This window comes from Leptothrix mechoopdaensis (SeqCode), from assembly GCF_053893855.1.
In genome coordinates this window covers 3,285,493-3,303,667 of the sequence record NZ_CM132699.1, presented here as the reverse complement: position 1 = coordinate 3,303,667, position 18,175 = coordinate 3,285,493, and the positions used below count along the sequence as shown (strand labels likewise).

The window sequence follows — 18,175 nt, the reverse complement described above, 5'->3', positions numbered from 1 at the left end:
CCATGACCGACTTCCAGGAAGCCTGGCTGCTGCCCGGCGCGCCCGAACGGCGCGAGCACCGGCTGCGCCATCACGACGGCTTCGAACGCACCGTCTGGACGGTGGAACACGAGGTGCCGTTCCCGGACGGCAAGCTGATCGTCTCGCGCACCGACACGGCCGGCGTCATCACGCACGCGAACCCCGCGTTCGTCGAGATGTCGGGCTACGAACGCGACGAGCTGATCGGCCAGCCGCACTGCATCCTGCGACACCCGGACATGCCCGCGGCCGCCTACCGCGACCTGTGGCAGACGGTGCAGCGCGGCCAGACGTGGCAGGGCCACGTCAAGAACCTGCGCAAGGACGGCGCCCATTACTGGGTGCTGGCGACCGTGATCCCCAACATCCGCGACGGCGTCGTGGTGGGCTACACCTCGGTGCGGCGCAAGCCCTCGCGCACCCAGGTCGAGGCCCACACCGCCGAGTACGCGCGGATGCGAGCCGAGGAGCTCGCGACATGACCCTCCAGCTCACCGTCAGCCCCGACTTCTCGCCCGACCACATCGCCGGCTGGTACGTGTTCAACACGTGGCTGCAGCGCCGGCTGGGCGAACGCATCCACCTCGAACTGTTCGAGAACTTCGAGTCGCAGCGCGCGGCGATCGACGCCGACCGCGTCGACCTGATCTACGCCAACCCGTACGACGCCGCGATGCTGGTGCGCCAGAAGGGCTTCGTCGCGCTGGCCGCGCCGCGCAACCTGCCCGACGAGGTCGTCATCGCCGTGCCGGTGGACTCGCCGGTGCAGCGGGTCGAGGACCTGCGTGGCGGCGCCCGTTTGGCCGTCACCAGCGACCCGGTGGTCAACCTGCTCGGGATGATCACGCTGGCCAGCGCCGACCTGAACGCCGGCAACACCACGAACGCGACCGTCGGCTCCTACGTGCTGGTGGCCAAGCAGCTGGTGCAGGGCAAGGCCGACGCCGGCTTCTTCCTGGCCCGCGCCTACAACGGCCTGAGCCCTGTGATCCGCCGCCAGCTGCGCCCGCTCGTCACCAGCGACATCGGCGACGTGCGCCACGTGCTGCTGGCCGGCCCGCGCGCGGCCCATCTGGTGGCGCCGCTGCGCGAGCTGCTGCCGGCGATGGACGCGCCCGGCTCGGACGGCGGCGCGGTGCTGCAGGCGCTCGGCCTCGAAGGCTTCATGGCCCAGGAAGCCGAAGCCACCGAGTTCATGATCGACCTGATGGACACCCTGAAGGTCTGAGGCCCACAACCTCCGGAAGCCCACGACGATGACGACTCCGACCCTCCGGCCATTGGCCGTGCTGCTGATGGCGGCCTGCGCCGGCTGGACCTCGGTGCCGCTGGCGGCCGGGGCCCAGCAGGGCGCGAACACGGTGGCCGCGGCACCCGCTGCGGCGGCGTCCGCGGCCGGCAGCCGTGTCACGGTCAGCAACGACACGCTGTGGGCCATCGCCGGCACGGTGGTCAGCGGCAACACGCCGAGCCGCCCGCAGGTCATGGTGGCGATCCTGCGCGCCAACCCGGACGCCTTCCAGGGCGGCAACATGCACCGGCTGCGCAAGGGCGTGACGCTGCAGATCCCCGATCTGGACGCGGTCCGCGCCGAGCCGGCCGGCCGTGCCGCCGCGCTGGTGGACATCCACCTCGACGCGCTCAACCAGGGCAAGGCCGTGCCGGCGCTGACGCCGCTGGCGATCGTGCCGAAGCCGGCACCGGCGCCCGAGCCGGCCCCTGCGCCGGCTCCCGCACCGGCACCGGTGACGCCGCCTCCGGCACCTGCTCCGGAGCCTGCGCCGGCACCGGCTTCGGCCCCCGAACCGGCCCCGGTCGCGTCGGCGCCCGAACCCGCTTCCGCCCCCGCACCCGCCTCGGCCGCGCCCGCCCCGGCGCCCCGGCCGGTCACGACCGATGGCCTGACCCGCTGGCTGCCCTACGGCATGGCCGTGCTGCTGGTCGGCCTGGCCGGTGGCCTGTGGTGGGGCATGCGCCGGCCGCGTCGTGTCAACGAGGACGCGCTGCCGTCCACCTTCGTCGACGAGCAGGGCGTGACCCGGCGGCGGCGCCCGAAGGTGCTGGACATCTCGAACGCGGCGGCCGACCTGGCGCGTGCGGTCGAGACGCTGGAACCGGCCGCGCAGCTGGTGCGCGGGGCCGACGGCGAGATCGTCTCGGCCAGCGTCGCCGCACCGACGGGCGACGCCGAGGCCCGCACGCAGGACGCCCGTCTGCGCGATCAGGCCGCCCTGAAGCTGGACCTGGCGCGTGCGCTGATCGAGGTCGGCAAGCGCGAGGCCGCCCGTCCGTGGCTGGCGGCGGTCGCCCGCGAAGGCTCGCTGGAACAGCAGGCCGACGCGGTGGAGCTGTCCTCGCGCTGATCTGGGCGCCGACCCTGGCGCTGACCGTGGCGCCGGCTCAGGCCGGCGCGAACGCGAGCGTGCGGCCCTGCTCGGCGCTGCGCATCGCGACGTCCATCACCTGCATCGTGCGCAACGCCGACTCGGCCGTGACCGGGTTGGCGGCGCCGTGCGCCAGCGCGTCGCGGATGCCGGCGTAGTAGGCCGGGTAACGCCCTGGCAGGCGGGGCAGGGCGACGGCATCGCGCGGCGCGCGGGTGTTGGCCGGCTGCGGCAGGTGCGGCGCGGCGTCGCGCCAGTCCATCCAGCGCAGCGGGCGCGGGTCTTCGCCCCAGCCGGGCGCGCCGGGCACGAGGCCGGCCTTGAGCTGGTCTTCCTGCACGTCCAGGCCTTCGCACACGACGCTGCCGAGCTGGCCGTGGATCTCGAAACGCGGGGCGGGCAGGGCTGCCAGGCGGGTGCAATGCAGCGTCACGCGGCGCTGCGGTGCCGTGTAGCCGAGGGTGACCTGGGCGTAGTCGACCGCCTCGCTGCCGTCGCGCAGGCGGGTCATGTCGCCGGTGACGGTGTCGGGCGCGCCGAACAGGCACAGCGCCTGGTCGACCAGGTGGGGCCCTAGGTCATACCAGAGCCCCGCGCCCGGCCCGGCGCGCTCGCGCCAGCGGTCACGCGGGATCGGGTCGTAGCGGTCGAAGCGCGAGACGAACTCGCGCACCTCGCCGAGCGTGCCGGCGGCAATCTGCGCCTGCAGCGTCAGGAAATCGCCATCCCAGCGCCGGTTGTGGAAGACCGACAGCAGCTGGCCGCGTTGGCGTGCCAGCGTCACCAGGTCTTCGGCCTCATCCAGCGTGACGGTGAAGGGCTTGTCGATCACCACGGCCTTGCCGGCCAGCAGCGCGGCGCGCGCCAGCGGGTGGTGGCGGTCGTTGGGCGTGGCGATGACGACCAGGTCGATGCCGTCGGCGGTCGCGGCGGCGACGTAGTCCGGCTCGACCCGCACGCCCGGCCATTGCGAGCGCAGCGCGGCGGCGTCGCCGGACGAGGCGATCAGCGCCAGCCGCAGGCCGGGCGTCGCCGCGATCAGCGGGGCGTGGAAGGTGCGGCCGACGTAGCCGTGGCCGATCAGGGCGACCTGCAAGGGAGCGTTCATGTGGAGGGGCTTCGAGAAGATCGATGCCAGAAAGACCAAGGGCCGGCATAAGCCGGCCCTTGGGGTCTGAGTCGAGGAAGGGTCACCCCATCCTCAGGCTGCCGGCCTTGCGGCTGGCAGCCCGGTCATCAGAAGGCGTAGTTCACGCGGACAGCGACGCCCGACTTGGTCTGGAAGCCGCTCGACGAGCTGCTCGACACGGCCGGGGTGATGGTCGCGCCGGTGGCGAACAGGGGCAGCGAGTAAGCAGCGTAGATGGTGTTCTGCTTGACCGAGCCGGTCTTGTCTTGCACGTAGGCGATGCCAGCCGGGCCGAACACGGCGTTCACGCCAATGCTGCTGTCCTTGACGTTCGTGGTCTTGTTCTTGCCGTTGGCAGCGTTCAGGTTGACGTTGCCGCCACCGACAGCCAGGCCGACCGTCGCGCCGAAGCCGTCGTACTTGGCGCCACCGACGGTGGTCACGCTTTCCAGACCCAGCTTCACAGCGGCGGGGCCGGCGTTGAACGACACGACCGGGCGGACGCCCTTGACTTCGCCAGCGACCTTCGAGTCAGCCAGGCCCAGTTCGAACGCGGCGGCGCCGGCGTTCACGGTCAGGGCGAAGTGAGCGGGGTTGCCATCGAAACGGCCACGCAGCTTGTTGGCGCGGTAGCCCGAAGCGGCACCGGCGCTGTCGACGTAGACGTCCTTGCCAGCCGGGAACAGGTCAGCGGCTTCGAAGCGACCGAACTTGACGTCGGCCATCTTGGTGCCGATCTGGCCCCACATGTCGTCGGTACCGGTGGTGCCGTCGCTCTTCAGCAGCAGCGTGCCACGGCCGGCCACGAAGCCGTTGTCGTCACCGGCCTTGCCAGCGACGTTGAACTCGACGCGACCGCCTTGGCTCATGCCACGGCCTTGGCCTTGCGCCTTGTTGTCCAGTTCCAGGTTCGCGTCCAGGGTCGGGGCAGCGAAGGCCGGAGCAGCGATGACGGCGGCCATGACGGCGCTCAGCTTGATGAAACGTTGCATTCGAGTTTCTCCTCTCGGGTTGCGAAATTGGCCGCGAGCCGGCCGTGGGTGAACGGGGTTAAATCCAAGTTCGGGGTGAACTGTATCTGCGGCTGGCTTTTCGGCAATCGAGTCGTTGCGTGGAAGCCACTCTGCAAACTGGATGTCATTTTGTGCCGCACCAGTTTCTTCCACGCATCGTGTGCGTGCTGCACCGCAAGATTTCAGCGGGTTACTTTGCATGCACATGATTTGTGCGCTGCAGCGTCCTGGGGCGTGCGCCTGACAGGGGTTCCCGGGGCGCAATCGGTTGCGGGAAATCAAGCGTGATGCTTGGGTGTAAACCCCGGTTGGGTTGGTGTCTCAGTTACGCGACGGTACGTTGACTTTGCCGGATCAGGTCGGTTTGAGCATCCATTCATGAGCTGGGTCATTCTTGAAATGCCAGAGCCGGCCGGGGCCCGCCATCACGTTCAGGTAATAAAGGTCGTAACCGTGGGGTGCCACACATGGGTGATAACCCTTGGGAACCATGACGACATCATGGTCCTCGACCGCGCACGACTCGTCGATGCTGCGGTCGTCCGTGTAGACGCGCTGGAACGCGAAGCCCTGCGGCGGGTTGATGCGGTGGTAATAGGTCTCCTCCAGCAGGGTTTCCTCGGGGGGCACATCGCGGTCGTGCTTGTGCGGCGGGTAGCTGCTGGAGTTGCCGCCCGGGGTGATCACCTCGACGACCAGCAGGTGGTCGGCCGACGGATCGTCCTGCGGCAGGATGTCGCAGACGTGGCGCGTGTTGCTGCCCTTGCCGCGCGAACTCAGCCGCATCGCGCTGCCGTCGATGCGCTTGACGGGGTGACCACCGTTCGCGCCCTTGTACGGCGCCGTGCACAGCGCGACCTCGGCGGCGCGGCTGGCGACGATCTCGACCGCCTTGCCGCCGGGCACGTAGATCGCATCGGGCGGACCGTCGAAGACGCTGTCGCGCGTGCCCAGGCCCGTGTGCGTTTCGCCGTCGACCACCACGTCGACCGTGCCGGTCAGCACGACGATGCACAGCTCGCGCTCGCCGGTGGACAGGCCTTCACGATCGCCGGGGGCCAGGCGCAGGGCCTTGAAGCCGACGTGTTTCCAGCCGGCCGAGGCGGGGGTGACTTCACAGATCTCGCGGCCCGGGCGGGCCTTGACGAGCAGGGACATGGTGCGAACTCCGGGACTGCGGGACTGCGGGACTGCGGGACTTCAGGTGGGGCCGGGTGTGGCTCAGGCGCCGAGCCGGTCCACGATCGCCTTGAGCGTGCGGTAGCCCTTCTGGGCGTACTGGTAGCTGGGGGCGACGGCCGGATCCTGTTCGGCCTCGACCACCAGCCAGCCTTCGTAGCCGGCGGCGTGCAGCGTGCTGAGCACGCCGTCGAAGTCGATCACGCCGTCGCCGGGCACCGTGAAGGTGCCGTTGATGACGCCGGTCAGGAAGCTCCAGCCGTCGTTGCGGGCCTGGCCGATGACGCTCGGGCGCACGTCCTTGCAATGCACGTGGACCACGCGCGAGAGGTGCTTCTTCAGCGTGGCGACCGGGTCGGCGGCGCCGCCGTACCAGGCGTGGCCGGTGTCGAACAGCAGGAAGACCTTGGCCGGATCGGTCAGCGCCATCAGCTGGTCGATGTCGGCCGGCGACTCGACGTAGGCGCCCATGTGGTGGTGGTAGGCCAGCCGGATGCCGTAGGTCTTGAGCAGGTGTTCACCGAAGGCGTTCAGGCGCTCCGCATAGGCCTGCCACAGGGCGGCGCTGGCAAAGCGCGGGCGCTTGCCGACGGGGGTGTCGATCTGGCCCTGGATCGTGCCGGCGCACTCGCCGTAGACGACCACGTTGCAGCCGTTGAACTGCAGCTTGGCCATGTGGGCGGCGCAGCGCTCGATCTCGGCGGCGACGGCCGCCTCGTTCGTCTGGCCGGGGGCGACCTCGGCCAGGAAGCCCGAGTACCAGCCCGAGACGCAGACCACGCCGAACTCGTCGAGCTTGGCCTTCAGCGACGGGCCGTCCTTCGGGAACTTGTTGCCCAGCTCGAAGCCGACGTAGCCGATCTCGGCGCCTTCGCGCAGCGCCGTCTCCAGCGGGGTTTCGCCGCCCAGCGAGGGCAGGTCGTCGTTCATCCAGGAAATGGGGTTGATGCCGATGCGGACGTTCCAGCTCATGTCGGTGCTCAGTCTTGAAGAGAAGGGGAAGGAGTGTCGGGGATGGTGAAAGCCATTCAGAGCCGCTGGCCCTGCTTGCCGTCGACGTAGCGGCCGTGCGCGGCCTCGACATCGCCGCGCGGCGAGACCTCGGGGATGGCGACCTCCCACCAGCAGCCGCCCGGCGAGGTGCGGGTGTGGGTGGTGTCGATCACGATGACCTGTGACTTGGTCGCGGCGCGGGCCTTGACCATCGCCGCCTTCAGCTCGGCGACGTTGGCGACGTGGACAGCGTCGGCGCCCATCGCGCGGGCATGCAGCGCGAAGTCCAGCGTGCTGCGTTCGCCGCCCTCGGCGGTGCAGTCGTCGAGCATGTTGTTGAAGCCCGGCACGCCCGAGGCGCGCTGCAGCCGCTCGATGCAGCCGTAGCCGCGGTTGTCCAGCACGACCACGATCAGCTTGCGGCCCAGCAGCACGGAGGTCGCCAGCTCGGAGTTCATCATCATGTAGGAGCCGTCGCCGACCATCACGATGACCTCGCGCTCGGGCGCGGCGATCTTGGCGCCCAGGCCGCCGGCGATCTCGTAGCCCATGCACGAGTAGCCGTATTCCATGTGATAGCCGCCCGGCGCACGGGCGCGCCAGAGCTTGTGCAGCTCGGCCGGCAGCGTGCCGGCGGCGCAGACCACGATGTCCTTCGCGCCGCTGTCGCCACCGGCGTCGTTGAGCGAGTCGCGCACCGCGCCGATTACCTCGGCGTCATAGGGCAGCACGCCGGGTTGCGGCGCGGCGGTGGTGATCTGCTGGATCCAGGCCTGGCCGGCAGCGGCCTGTTCACGGGCCTGCGCGGTCCAGCCGGCATCGGCCGACCAGCCGGCCAGCCCGGCGCTCAGGCCTTGCAGGCCGAGACGCGCATCGGCGACCAGGCCGGTGCCGCTCCACTTGCCGGCGTCGTAGGGCTGCACGTTCAGGCTCAGCAGCCGGGCCTGCGCGAACAGCGCGTGCGAGCCGGTGGTGAAGTCCTGCAGGCGGGTGCCGACGGCCAGCACGACATCGGCCTGGCGGGCCATCTGGTTGGCGACGGTGACGCCGTCGACGCCGATCGCGCCGAGGTTGAGCGGGTGGTCCCAGGGCAGCGCGCTCTTGCCGCCGTGCGACTCGACCACCGGCACGCCGTGCGTGTCGGCGAAGGCGCGCAGGGCGTCCCAGGCCTGGCTGTAGAGCACGCCGCCACCGGCCACGATCAGCGGCCGGCGGGCGGTCTTCAGCAGCGCGACGGCGCGTTCGAGTTCACCGGCATCGGCCGGCGGGCGACGCCAGCGGATCACGTCCGGCTTCAGGAAGGACTCGGGGCAGTCGAAGGCCTCGGCCTGCACGTCCTGCGGCAGGGCCAGGCAGACGGGGCCGCAGCTGGCCGGGTCGGTCATGACCTGGATCGCGCGCGGCAGCGCCGTCAGGATCTGCTCGGGCCGGGTGATGCGGTCGAAGTAGCGCGTGACCGGGCGGAAGCAGTCGTTGGCGCTGACATCGCCCTGGCCGAAGTTCTCGATCTGCTGCAGCACCGGGTCCGGCGCGCGGTTGGCGAAGGTGTCGCCGGGCAGCAGCAGCATCGGGATGCGGTTGACGTGCGCCACGGCAGCGGCCGTCACCATGTTGGTGGCACCCGGTCCGATCGAGCTGCTGACGGCCAGGATGCGCTGGCGGAAGTTGGCCTTGGCATAGGCGACGGCGGCCAGCGCCATGCCCTGTTCGTTGTGGGCGCGCCAGGTCGGCAGCACGTCGCGCTGCGCGTACAGCGCCTCGCCGAGCGCGGCGACGTTGCCGTGGCCGAAGATGGCGAAGGCGCCGCCGCAGTAGGGCAGCAGCTCGGTGCGGCCGTCGGCGGTGGTGACCTCGACACGCAGCGCGGCGAGGTGGCGCACCAGCGCCTGGGACATCGTGAGACGGATCGTGTTCATGGCTCGTGCCTCGATGAAGCTGAAGGGGCGGGCGTGTCGGATCAGGCGGCGGCGCGCTGGCCGCCACGGCGGTTCTGCCAGGCCTCGATCAGCACGGCAAAGTTGCGGCCGACCTGCTGCTGGAAGGCGGCGTCGTCGATCTCGCCACGCAGCCACTTCAGCGACGGCTCGACCCACAGCGTGCGGCCGACCATGAAGCCCTTGACGATCGGGTTGGTCGCCTGCGCGAAGCTGTCGGCCAGGTACTGCAGCGGCTGGTTCAGGCCCAGGATCACGGCGCCGCGGCAATGCGGGTCACGTTCGGCGACCAGCGCTTCCAGCGCGGTCCAGCCGGCCGGCTGCATCGGCGCGAGCTTCCACCACTCGGGCTTCACGCCCAGGTTGTAGAAGCGCTTGACGGCGCGCAGCACCGCCTCGTCCTCGGTGCCGGCGGGCGTCATCGCCTTGGGCGGGATGACCTCCAGCAGCAGTTCGTTGCCGCTCTCGCGGGTGGCTTCCCACAGCTCCAGCACGGTCTGTTCCTGCGCCAGGCGCAGTTGGAAATCGTCGTCCGGGTGGTAGTGGACGAGGCACTTGACGACCTGCTCGGTCGGCCAGTGGATCAGCGCACTGCCGATCGAGCGGGTGCCGTCGAAACGCAGCGGGCGCGAGCCCGGCAGCTCGACCGGCCGGCCGACCCACCAGCCGCGCCCGGTGGCGGCGGCCAGCGCGTCGCGGCCGTAGTCGCCGCCGTCGATCAGCACGCCCATGTGGCCTTGCAGCCGGTGGCTCTGCTCGACCTGTTCGGCCGCGCCGACCAGCAGCTGCTTGAGCTTCGGGATGCGGGCCTCGTCGGCACCGGCCTCGCGGGCCAGGTCGAAGAACTGGCTGCGGTGGTCGAAGGCCATGACGCACAGCTCGGACCAGTCCGGCCGGGCGGCGCTGACGCGGTGCAGGTGGGCCAGCTGCTCGTCGGCATCGACCTTCGGGTTGCGGCTGCCGCCGAACCAGTGCGCCAGTTCGGCCGGCGTGGGCATCGCGGCCGAGCAGGCGTGGCGCGACACCACGATTGCGCCGCAGGCGTTGGCCATCTGCGTCGCGCCGGCCCAGTCCTTGCCCTGCAACAGACCGGTCATCAGGCCTGACAGGAAGGCGTCGCCGGCGCCCAGCACGTTGAGCACCTCGACGCGCTCGCCCTTGTAGGTCGGCGCGTCGTCGATCGCGGCCGGAATGGCGCCCTCGATGACGCAGCAGCCCAGCGCCCCGCGCTTGACCACCAGCGTCGCGGCCGACACGTCGCGCACGGCGCGCAGCGAGGCCATCAGGTCGTCGCTGACGCCGCCGGCGATCAGGAACTCCTCCTCGGTGCCCACCAGCAGGTCGAAGTGGCCGAGCATCTGCTGCAGCTGCAGCGTCACGTTGGCATCGGCGACGTAGCGGTTCTCGCCCGCCCCGCGCGAGGTCAGGCCCCACAGCACCGGGCGGTAGTCGATGTCGAGCACGCGCACGACACCGTGGCGACGCGCGGCGGTCAGCGCGGCGGTGGCGGCGCGGCGCGTCGTCGGCGTCGACAGGTGGGTGCCCGTCAAGGCCAGCGCGCGGCACTGGGCGATGAAGTTCTCGTCGATCAGCGCGGCGTCGACCGCCATGTCGGCGCAGTTCTCGCGGACGAACAGCAGCGGGAAGGTGTCGCGGTCCTTCAGGCCCAGCAGCACCAGCGCGGTCAGGCGTTCCGGATCGGTCTGCAGCTGGCTGACGTCGCAGCCTTCCTGTTCGAGCGTCTCGCGCAGGAAACGGCCCATCTGCTCGTTGCCGACGCGCGAAATCATGGCGCTCTTCAGGCCCAGCCGCGCCACGCCGAAGGCCAGGTTGCCCGACGAGCCGCCCAGGTACATCTGCAGGCTGCGGGCGTCTTCCAGTCGGCTGCCGAACTGCTGGGCGTAGAGATCGACCGCGACGCGGCCGAGACAGGCCAGGTCGATGCGGCGGCCGGAAGGGAAGTTGAAGGCACTCATGGAGACGCTTTCTGACGCTTTCGCCCGCTGCGGGGCGCCATCGGATGGGGCTGCGGGAAGGGAAACCTCGGGTAGCCGAGGCGATGGGCGCCGAGTCTAGAACAAGCGAAATGAACTTCGCTAGGGGTAACTCCGCAGAAATTCATTTCCAAAAAAACGGGCGGCGGAACTACATTGGCGCCGTGCTGAGACGCTGATCCCCGTCAGTGCAGCAGCCCGAAAGCGGTGCCGTCCATGGGGGGCGACACCGAAATCGCGAAGGCGCCACCCGGACGCCGACGCGGTGCCCAACCCGGGTGTCGACCTGCCCACACGTCCGACCCCGAACGTTCCGAACCGAGGAGACTGACCATGAAGAAGATCCTGCTTGCCGTTGCTGTTGCCGGCACCCTGGCCACCCCGCTGGCCCACGCACAGAAGGTCGGCCTGGCGATGGCCCAGCTCGACACCTTCCTGACCATCCTGAAGAACGGCACGCTCGAAGCCGGCAAGAAGGCTGGCGCGACCGTGCAGGTCGAGGACGCTGGCAACGACGTGGGCAAGCAGCTCAGCCAGATCCAGAACCTGATCGCGCAGAAGGTCGACGCCATCATCGTCAACCCGGTCGACACCGACGCGACCCCGAAGATCACCAAGATGGTGACCGACGCCAAGATCCCGCTGGTCTACGTCAACCGCAAGCCGGTCGACTTCGACAAGCTGCCCGCCGGCGTCGCCTTCGTGGCCTCCGACGAGAAGGTGTCGGGCACGCTGCAGACCCAGGAAGTCTGCCGCCTGCTCAAGGGCAAGGGCGACGTGCTGGTGCTGATGGGCGAGCTGTCCAACGAAGCTGCGCGCACCCGCACCAAGGACATCGAAGAAGTCGTCGCGACCAAGGAATGCTCGGGCATCAAGATCGCCGACAAGCGTGAAGGCAAGTGGGACCGCACCCAGGGCCAGGACATCACGACCAACTGGCTGTCCTCGGGCGTGAAGTTCGACGCCATCATCGCCAACAACGACGAGATGGCGCTGGGCGCGATCAACGCGCTGAAGGCCGCCAAGAAGTGGACGCCGAACTCGATCGTCGCCGGCATCGACGCGACGCCTGACGCGCTGGCCTCGATGAAGGCGGGCGACCTGAAGGTCACCGTGTTCCAGAACGCCGCCGGCCAGGGTTCGGGCGCCATCGACGCCGCGCTGAAGCTGATCAAGAAGCAGAAGGTCGAGCGCTTCGTCAACGTGCCGTTCGAGCTGGTCACCCCGGCCAACCTGAGCAAGTACACCGGCAAGAACTGATCGGTGCCGGAGCGCCTGCCGGCCTTCGGGTCGTCAGGCGCTCCTTTCGTTGTACGAGAGGTTGTCGCATGTCCCTCACCGCCCCCGCTGCCGCCGTCGAGCCCCCGCTGCTCGAGATCGAAGGCGTGCGCAAGGCCTTTCCCGGCGTCGTCGCGCTCGACGACGTGCGCTTCAAGCTGCGCGCCGGCACCGTGCATGCCCTGATGGGCGAGAACGGCGCGGGCAAGTCGACGCTGATGAAGATCATCGCCGGCGTCTACATCCCCGATCAGGGCGAGCTGCGCGTCAAGGGCCGTCCCCTGACGCTGCAAGGCCCCCTTGATGCGCTCAACAACGGCATCGCCATGATCCATCAGGAGCTCAACCTGATGCCCTACATGACGGTGGCCGAGAACATCTGGATCCGCCGCGAGCCGAAGAACCGGCTCGGCTTCGTCGACCACGCCGAGCTGCGCCGCCGCACCCAGGCCCTGTTCGACCGGCTGGTCATCGACATCGACCCCGAGGCCGAGGTCCGCAGCCTGTCCATCGCCAGCCGCCAGATGGTGGAGATCGCCAAGGCCGTGTCGTTCGACTCGGACGTGCTGATCATGGACGAGCCGACCTCCGCGCTGACCGACAAGGAAGTCGCCCACCTGTTCCGCATCATCAAGCAGCTGCGCTCGCAGGGCAAAGGCATCGTCTACATCACGCACAAGATGAACGAGCTGTTCGAGATCGCCGACGAGGTGTCGGTGTTCCGTGACGGCAAGTACATCGACACCCGCGCGTCGACCGAGGTCACGCGCGACGACATCATCAAGATGATGGTCGGCCGCGAGGTCACGCAGATGTTCCCGAAGGAGACCGTGCCGATCGGCGAGGTCGTGCTGTCGGTGCGCGACCTGGGCGTCGCGGGCATCTTCAGCGGCGTCAGCTTCGACCTGCGCGCCGGCGAGATCCTCGGCCTGGCGGGGCTTGTCGGCTCGGGCCGCTCGAACGTGGCCGAGGCGCTGTTCGGCGTCGTGCCGGCGACGACCGGCGAGATCCGCATCGACGGCCAGCCGGTCGACATCCGCAACCCGGCCCAGGCGATGCGCGCCGGCATGGCCTTCCTGACCGAGGACCGCAAGGACACCGGCTGTTTCCTGCTGCTCGACATCCTGGCCAACATGGATGCGGCGGTGCTGAGCCAGCGCTACGTCAAGTTCGGCTTCGTGCAGGAGGGTGAGCTCAAGCGCGACTGCGAGGCCATGAGCGCCAAGCTGCGCGTGAAGACGCCCAACCTGGCCGAGGTGATCCAGAACCTGTCAGGCGGCAACCAGCAGAAGGTGCTGATCGGCCGCTGGCTGCTGACCAACCCCAAGATCCTGATCCTGGACGAGCCGACCCGCGGCATCGACGTCGGCGCCAAGGCCGAGATCCACAAGCTCGTGACGCAGTTGGCCGGCCAGGGCGTGGCGGTGCTGATGATTTCCTCCGAGATGCCCGAGGTGCTGGGCATGAGCGACCGCGTGATGGTCATGCACGAGGGCCACATGACCGGCATCGTCGACCGGGCCGAGGCCGACCAGGTCCGCATCATGGAACTGGCGTCGCAGTGAAGACTTTGATTTCGAGGCAAGCATGAACCAACTCAACGCAAGCGTGGGCGCGCAGTCCATGACCTTCAAGCCGCCGCGCCGCAAGCTGCCGCCCGAGCTCGGCATCCTGCTGGTGCTGGTGGGCATCAGCCTGTTCTTCGAGGCACTGGGCTGGTGGGTCAACGGCCAGAGCTTCCTGATGAACCCGGAGCGGCTGCAGATCATCATCCTGCAGATGGCGGTGATCGGGATCATCGCGGTGGGCGTCAACCTGGTGATCATCACGAGCGGCATCGACCTGTCGTCCGGCTCGGTCGTGGCGGCATCTGCCGTGGTCGCGGCCAGCCTGGCGCAGGTCTCGGACTTCCCCCGCGCGGTGTTCCCGCAGCTGACCGACCTGCCGGCGATCTACCCGATCCTCGCGGGCGTGTTCGCCGGGCTGGTGATCGGCGTCATCAACGGCTCGCTGATTGCCTTCACCGCCATCCCGCCCTTCATCGCCACGCTCGGCACGATGGTCGCGGCGCGCGGTTTCGCCAAGTGGTTCACCGGCGGCATGCCGGTGTCGATGCTGACCGACGACTTCGCCTGGATCGGCTCGGGCGCCGTGCCGGTCTTCATCTTCCTGATCGTCGCGGCGATCTTCCACGTGGTGCTGCGCTACACCCGCTTCGGCAAGTTCACCTATGCCATCGGCGCGAACCGCCAGGCGGCCGTCGTCTCGGGCATCAACGTCAACCGCCACCTGATCTGGATCTACGCGGTGGCCGGCGTGCTCAGCGGCATCGCCGGCACGGTGACCGCCGCCCGCGCCATCTCCGGCCAGTCCGGCATGGGCGTGATGTACGAGCTGGACGCCATCGCGGCGGTCGTCATCGGCGGCACCTCGCTGTCGGGCGGCCTGGGCCGCATCACCGGCACGGTGATCGGGGTGCTGATCCTGGGCGTCATGACCTCGGGCTTCACCTTCATCCGCATCGACGCGTACTACCAGGAGATGGTCAAGGGCGCCATCATCGTGGCGGCCGTCGTGGCCGACCAGTACCGCCAGCGCAAGCGCCGCAGCTGATCGGCCTCGGCCAGAGGTTCGAGGGCATGAGAGGCAGACCGGCGCCAAGCGGTCTGCCTCTTTTTTCGCTCACAGGTTCTCCGCCACATGCAGCTCCGCCGACAGCGTCATCGGGACGGCCAGCGGGTGGGGTGTGGCGGCGGCGCTGGTCGACGTGCGCCGGTCGAGCGCCGCGTGCATGGCGTCGACGACGGTGCGGGCGATGCGCCGGGTGGGCGTGCCCAGCACCAGGTCGACCAGGCCGTCGGCCAGGCCGGCGCGATGTTCCGGGGTCAGCTCGTTGCACACGGTGACGACGTGCGGGCCCGGCACCGGGCGTTCGCGCAGCGCGCGGATCACCCCGGCCGCGCCGCCGCCGGCCGCGTACAGACCGACCAGGTCCGGATGGCGGCGCAGCAGGTCCAGCGTGGTCTCGTAGGCCAGCTGGTCGTCCTCGAGGTTCACGAAGGTGTCGAGCACGCGGAACTGCGGCGCGTGCTCGCGCAGGTAGGCGCGAAAGCTCATCTCGCAGGCCTCCTGCCCGAGGTAGCGGTAGCTGCCCACGAACACCGCCACCGGGCCCGGGGTGCGGGCCATGCGGCTGATGGTCCAGGCGGCGGTGCGACCGCTCTTGCGGCCGTCCACGCCGACATGGCCGGCGCGCTCGGGCACGCTCAGGTCCGACAGCAGCGTCCAGCAGGGCCGGTCCTCGGCGTGCAGCGTGCGGATCGCCTCGCTGACGTGCGGGTGCTCGATGGACACCAGCGCCAGCGCGTCGACCTGCCGGCCGACGTCCAGGATGTGGCGGGCGATCTCGGCCGGATCGAGCGCGTCGATGTACTCGATCACCGCCACCGCACGCGCCTGTCCCGGTGCAGCGACGGCGGCGTTGAGGTCTTCGGCGAAGCGGCGATAGAACGAGGCGTGGCGCTTCTGCAGGCAGAAGCCGAAGGAGCGCAGGTCCGTGTGCTCGCGCAGGCGCTCGCGCATCAGGCGTGCGCCGTGGTGGCCCAGCCGCTCGGCCGCCTCGATCACCCGCAGGGCGGTCGCCTCCTTGACCGGCAGCCGGCTGTTGAGCACCCGGTCGACCGTGGCGCTGCTGACGCCGGCCGCGCGGGCCACGTCGGTCAGGGTCGCGCGCTGGCCCATGTCGCTGCTCCTGAATCAAATGATGGGAATGACATGATGCGTTGCGCCATGCTTGATGGCTTCTGATGGGAAATGATGGATTTTCATTGTGCCCCGCCGACGGCCTGCCTAGCATCGCGGCCACACGAGCAGCAGGTGACGAGAGACATGAGCGCATCCCCCCCAACCCTGGCCACGCTGGCCGCCCCGGCCCCCCCAGCCCCCATCCGCGGCCCGCAGCCGACGCGGTCCGACTACGCCCTGATCGGCGGTGCCGGCGAACGCGCGCAGGCCGCCGGCCTGGTCAACGCCGAGTGGTACCGCTGCGAGGTGCCGCGCGCGCTGATGAAGGACCTGATGAAGCGCAGCGACGGGCCCGCCATCCGCGACACGCTGATCTGGTTCGGCGTCATCGCGCTGGCCGGTGCGGCGATGGCGGCCAGCTGGGGCACGGCCTGGTTCGCGCTGGCCTTCTTCGTCTACGCGACGCTGTACTGCGGTCCGGCCGATTCGCGCTGGCACGAGGCCGGCCACGGCACGCCGTTCAAGACCCGCTGGATGAGCGACGCGCTCTACCAGGTCGCCAGCTTCATGGTGCTGCGCCGCCCGACCCGCTGGCGCTGGAGCCATGCGCGCCACCACACCGACACGCTGGTGACCGGCCGCGACCCGGAGATCGCGGTGCCGGTGCCGACCGATGTCGTCTCGACGCTGCTGAACCTGTTCCAGCTGAAGGGCGGTCCGCGCGAGCTGGCACGGGTCGTCGCCAATGCCTTCGGCCGGCTGGACGAGGAAGAGAAGACCTTCGTGCCCGAGACGGAGTGGCCGAAGATGGTCCGCGAGGCGCGCGTCTGGCTGCTGGTCTACGCGGCGGTCGTCGCCACCGCCGTCGCCACCGAGAGTTGGCTGCCGCTGTTCTTCATCGGCCTGCCGTCGTTTGCCGGTGCGTGGCTGTTCAACTTCTTCGGCTTCACGCAGCACGCCGGCCTGCCGGAGAACGTGACCGACCATCGCCGCAACTGCCGCACGGTCCACATGAACCCGGTGTTCCGCTTCCTCTACTGGAACATGAACTACCACGTCGAACATCACATGTTCCCGATGGTCCCGTACCACGCGCTGCCCCGGCTGCACGAGGCGATCCGGGCCGATTGCCCGCCCGCCTACCGCAGCACCGTCGAGGCCTACCGCGAGATCATCCCCGCCGTGCTGCGCCAGCGCCGCGAGCCCGGCCACTTCGTGCAGCGACCGATGCCTGCAGCCGCGCCGCAAGGCTGAGCCCGGCGTTTTCCACACGACAACACTTGAACCGGAAAGCAGGAGACCCGCGATGAGCGATTGGGTGAACGTCTGCGCACTGGACGACCTCGACGACGAGGACGTCATGCGCTTCGACCACGGCGGCCGGACCTACGCGGTCTACCGCTACGACGGCCAGGTCTACGCCAGCGACGGCCTGTGCACGCACGAGAAGGTCCACCTGTGCGACGGGCTGGTGATGGAACACGTCATCGAATGCCCGAAGCACAACGGCCGCTTCGACATCCGCGACGGCCGCCCGCTGGGGGCGCCGGTGTGCGTCAAGCTGAAGACCTGGCCGGCGCGCATCGCCGACGGGCAGATCCAGATCCAGATCGAGGTCTGAGCCGGGAACTCTGAGCCGGGAACTTTCGGCGGCGAGGCCGGATCCGAGCGCGCTTCGACAAGAATGGGCCGGTGCCGAGAGGCACCGGCCTTTTGACGTTCAGATCACGCAACCCCGAGGGAAACCCATGTTCGACTGGTTCGCCGACCCCAATGCCTGGATCGCGCTCGCGACCCTGACCGCGCTCGAGATCGTGCTCGGCATCGACAACATCATCTTCATCTCGATCCTGGTCGGCCGCCTGCCCGAAGCCCAGCGCGATCGCGCCCGCCGGCTCGGCCTGTCGCTGGCGATGGGTTCGCGCATCGCGCTGCTGATGTCGCTGGCCTGGATCATGCGGTTGACGAACCCGCTGTTCACGGTGATGGGCAACGAGATTTCAGGCCGCGACCTGATCCTGCTGGGCGGTGGCCTGTTCCTGTTGTGGAAGAGCGTGCACGAGATCCACGCCTCGCTCGAAGGCGGTCATGGCGAGGGCGATGGCGAGGCCAGGACCCCGGCCGTGGCGACCTTCTCGGGCGTGCTGGTGCAGATCGCCATCATCGACATCGTGTTCTCGCTCGACTCGGTGATCACCGCCGTCGGCCTGGCCGACCAGATCTCGGTGATGGTGCTGGCGATCCTGATCTCGGTGGCCGTGATGATGTTCGCCGCCAAGTCGATCGGCGAGTTCGTCGACCGCCATCCGACCATCAAGATGCTGGCGCTGTCCTTCCTCGTGCTGGTGGGCGTCACGCTGATCGCCGAGGGCCTCGACACCCACGTGCCCAAGGGCTACATCTACTTCGCGATGGCCTTCTCGGTGATCGTGGAGATGATCAACATCCGGCTACGCAGCCGGATGTCGCCCAAGCCGGTGACGCTGCACAAGGACGCGCCCTGAGC

The 18,175-nt window shown here is 69.3% G+C and carries 16 protein-coding genes; 9 read left to right on the top strand and 7 right to left on the bottom strand.

Going from position 1 to position 18,175, the window contains the following annotated elements:
• Nucleotides 1-2 precede the first annotated feature (2 nt).
• From ACWA7K_RS14355 to ACWA7K_RS14345, 3 genes are read left to right on the top strand one after another with little or no spacing between them, the layout of a single operon-like run.
• Nucleotides 3-503, top strand: coding sequence for a PAS domain-containing protein (locus ACWA7K_RS14355; protein WP_456162067.1), 501 nt, complete (start codon nt 3-5; stop codon nt 501-503).
• Entirely contained in the window at nt 500-1,249 is a 750-nt protein-coding gene (locus ACWA7K_RS14350; protein WP_456162066.1) for a phosphate/phosphite/phosphonate ABC transporter substrate-binding protein, read from the top strand. Before ACWA7K_RS14355 ends, ACWA7K_RS14350 begins: the two co-directional genes overlap by 4 nt.
• 28 nt (nt 1,250-1,277) lie before the next feature.
• The gene (locus tag ACWA7K_RS14345) at nt 1,278-2,384 is read left to right on the top strand and encodes a FimV/HubP family polar landmark protein (protein WP_456162065.1); all 1,107 of its coding nucleotides are present in this window, start codon (nt 1,278-1,280) and stop codon (nt 2,382-2,384) included.
• A 37-nt stretch (nt 2,385-2,421) separates the two neighbouring features.
• Here the strand turns inward: ACWA7K_RS14345 and ACWA7K_RS14340 are convergent, their stop codons facing one another.
• The 6 genes from ACWA7K_RS14340 to ACWA7K_RS14315 form a co-directional block, all read right to left on the bottom strand.
• Nucleotides 2,422-3,513, bottom strand: a complete 1,092-nt coding sequence (locus tag ACWA7K_RS14340; RefSeq protein ID WP_456162064.1) for an oxidoreductase — start codon at nt 3,511-3,513, stop codon at nt 2,422-2,424.
• A 128-nt stretch (nt 3,514-3,641) separates the two neighbouring features.
• On the bottom strand, nt 3,642-4,526 hold the full coding sequence (locus tag ACWA7K_RS14335) for a hypothetical protein (protein WP_456162063.1): 885 nt from the start codon (nt 4,524-4,526) through the stop codon (nt 3,642-3,644).
• 375 nt (nt 4,527-4,901) lie between these two features.
• Nucleotides 4,902-5,705 carry a 5-deoxy-glucuronate isomerase gene (gene iolB / locus ACWA7K_RS14330; protein ID WP_456162062.1) on the bottom strand — a complete coding sequence of 268 codons (804 nt, stop codon included), beginning with the start codon at nt 5,703-5,705 and terminating at the stop codon, nt 4,902-4,904.
• 63 nt (nt 5,706-5,768) lie between these two features.
• Nucleotides 5,769-6,698 carry a myo-inosose-2 dehydratase gene (iolE, locus tag ACWA7K_RS14325; RefSeq protein WP_456162061.1) on the bottom strand — a complete coding sequence of 310 codons (930 nt, stop codon included), beginning with the start codon at nt 6,696-6,698 and terminating at the stop codon, nt 5,769-5,771.
• A gap of 56 nt (nt 6,699-6,754) precedes the next feature.
• Nucleotides 6,755-8,635 carry a 3D-(3,5/4)-trihydroxycyclohexane-1,2-dione acylhydrolase (decyclizing) gene (gene iolD, locus ACWA7K_RS14320; RefSeq protein WP_456162060.1) on the bottom strand — a complete coding sequence of 627 codons (1,881 nt, stop codon included), beginning with the start codon at nt 8,633-8,635 and terminating at the stop codon, nt 6,755-6,757.
• Nucleotides 8,636-8,676: 41 nt separating this feature from the next.
• On the bottom strand, nt 8,677-10,629 hold the full coding sequence (locus tag ACWA7K_RS14315; protein ID WP_456162059.1) for a bifunctional 5-dehydro-2-deoxygluconokinase/5-dehydro-2-deoxyphosphogluconate aldolase: 1,953 nt from the start codon (nt 10,627-10,629) through the stop codon (nt 8,677-8,679).
• A 351-nt stretch (nt 10,630-10,980) separates the two neighbouring features.
• Between ACWA7K_RS14315 and ACWA7K_RS14310 the strand changes: the two genes are divergently transcribed.
• From ACWA7K_RS14310 to ACWA7K_RS14300, 3 genes are all read left to right on the top strand, one after another.
• Complete coding sequence (locus ACWA7K_RS14310; RefSeq protein ID WP_456162058.1) at nt 10,981-11,907, top strand: sugar ABC transporter substrate-binding protein; 927 nt, start codon at nt 10,981-10,983, stop codon at nt 11,905-11,907.
• 68 nt (nt 11,908-11,975) lie between these two features.
• Nucleotides 11,976-13,490, top strand: coding sequence for a sugar ABC transporter ATP-binding protein (locus ACWA7K_RS14305; RefSeq protein ID WP_456162057.1), 1,515 nt, complete (start codon nt 11,976-11,978; stop codon nt 13,488-13,490).
• A gap of 22 nt (nt 13,491-13,512) precedes the next feature.
• A complete protein-coding gene (locus tag ACWA7K_RS14300) occupies nt 13,513-14,538 on the top strand; it encodes an ABC transporter permease (protein WP_456162056.1) in 1,026 nt (341 codons plus the stop codon).
• A 69-nt stretch (nt 14,539-14,607) separates the two neighbouring features.
• Here the strand turns inward: ACWA7K_RS14300 and ACWA7K_RS14295 are convergent, their stop codons facing one another.
• A complete protein-coding gene (locus ACWA7K_RS14295) occupies nt 14,608-15,666 on the bottom strand; it encodes a LacI family DNA-binding transcriptional regulator (protein WP_456162055.1) in 1,059 nt (352 codons plus the stop codon).
• Between the two features lie 147 nt (nt 15,667-15,813).
• On the opposite strand from ACWA7K_RS14295, the gene ACWA7K_RS14290 reads away from it, so the two are divergent.
• The 3 genes from ACWA7K_RS14290 (at nt 15,814) to ACWA7K_RS14280 (ending at nt 18,173) form a co-directional block, all read left to right on the top strand.
• Nucleotides 15,814-16,923, top strand: a complete 1,110-nt coding sequence (locus tag ACWA7K_RS14290) for a fatty acid desaturase family protein (RefSeq protein ID WP_456162054.1) — start codon at nt 15,814-15,816, stop codon at nt 16,921-16,923.
• Between the two features lie 52 nt (nt 16,924-16,975).
• Entirely contained in the window at nt 16,976-17,290 is a 315-nt protein-coding gene (locus ACWA7K_RS14285; protein ID WP_456162053.1) for a MocE family 2Fe-2S type ferredoxin, read from the top strand.
• Nucleotides 17,291-17,417: 127 nt separating this feature from the next.
• Nucleotides 17,418-18,173, top strand: coding sequence for a TerC family protein (locus ACWA7K_RS14280; protein ID WP_456162052.1), 756 nt, complete (start codon nt 17,418-17,420; stop codon nt 18,171-18,173).
• Nucleotides 18,174-18,175: the final 2 nt, after the last annotated feature.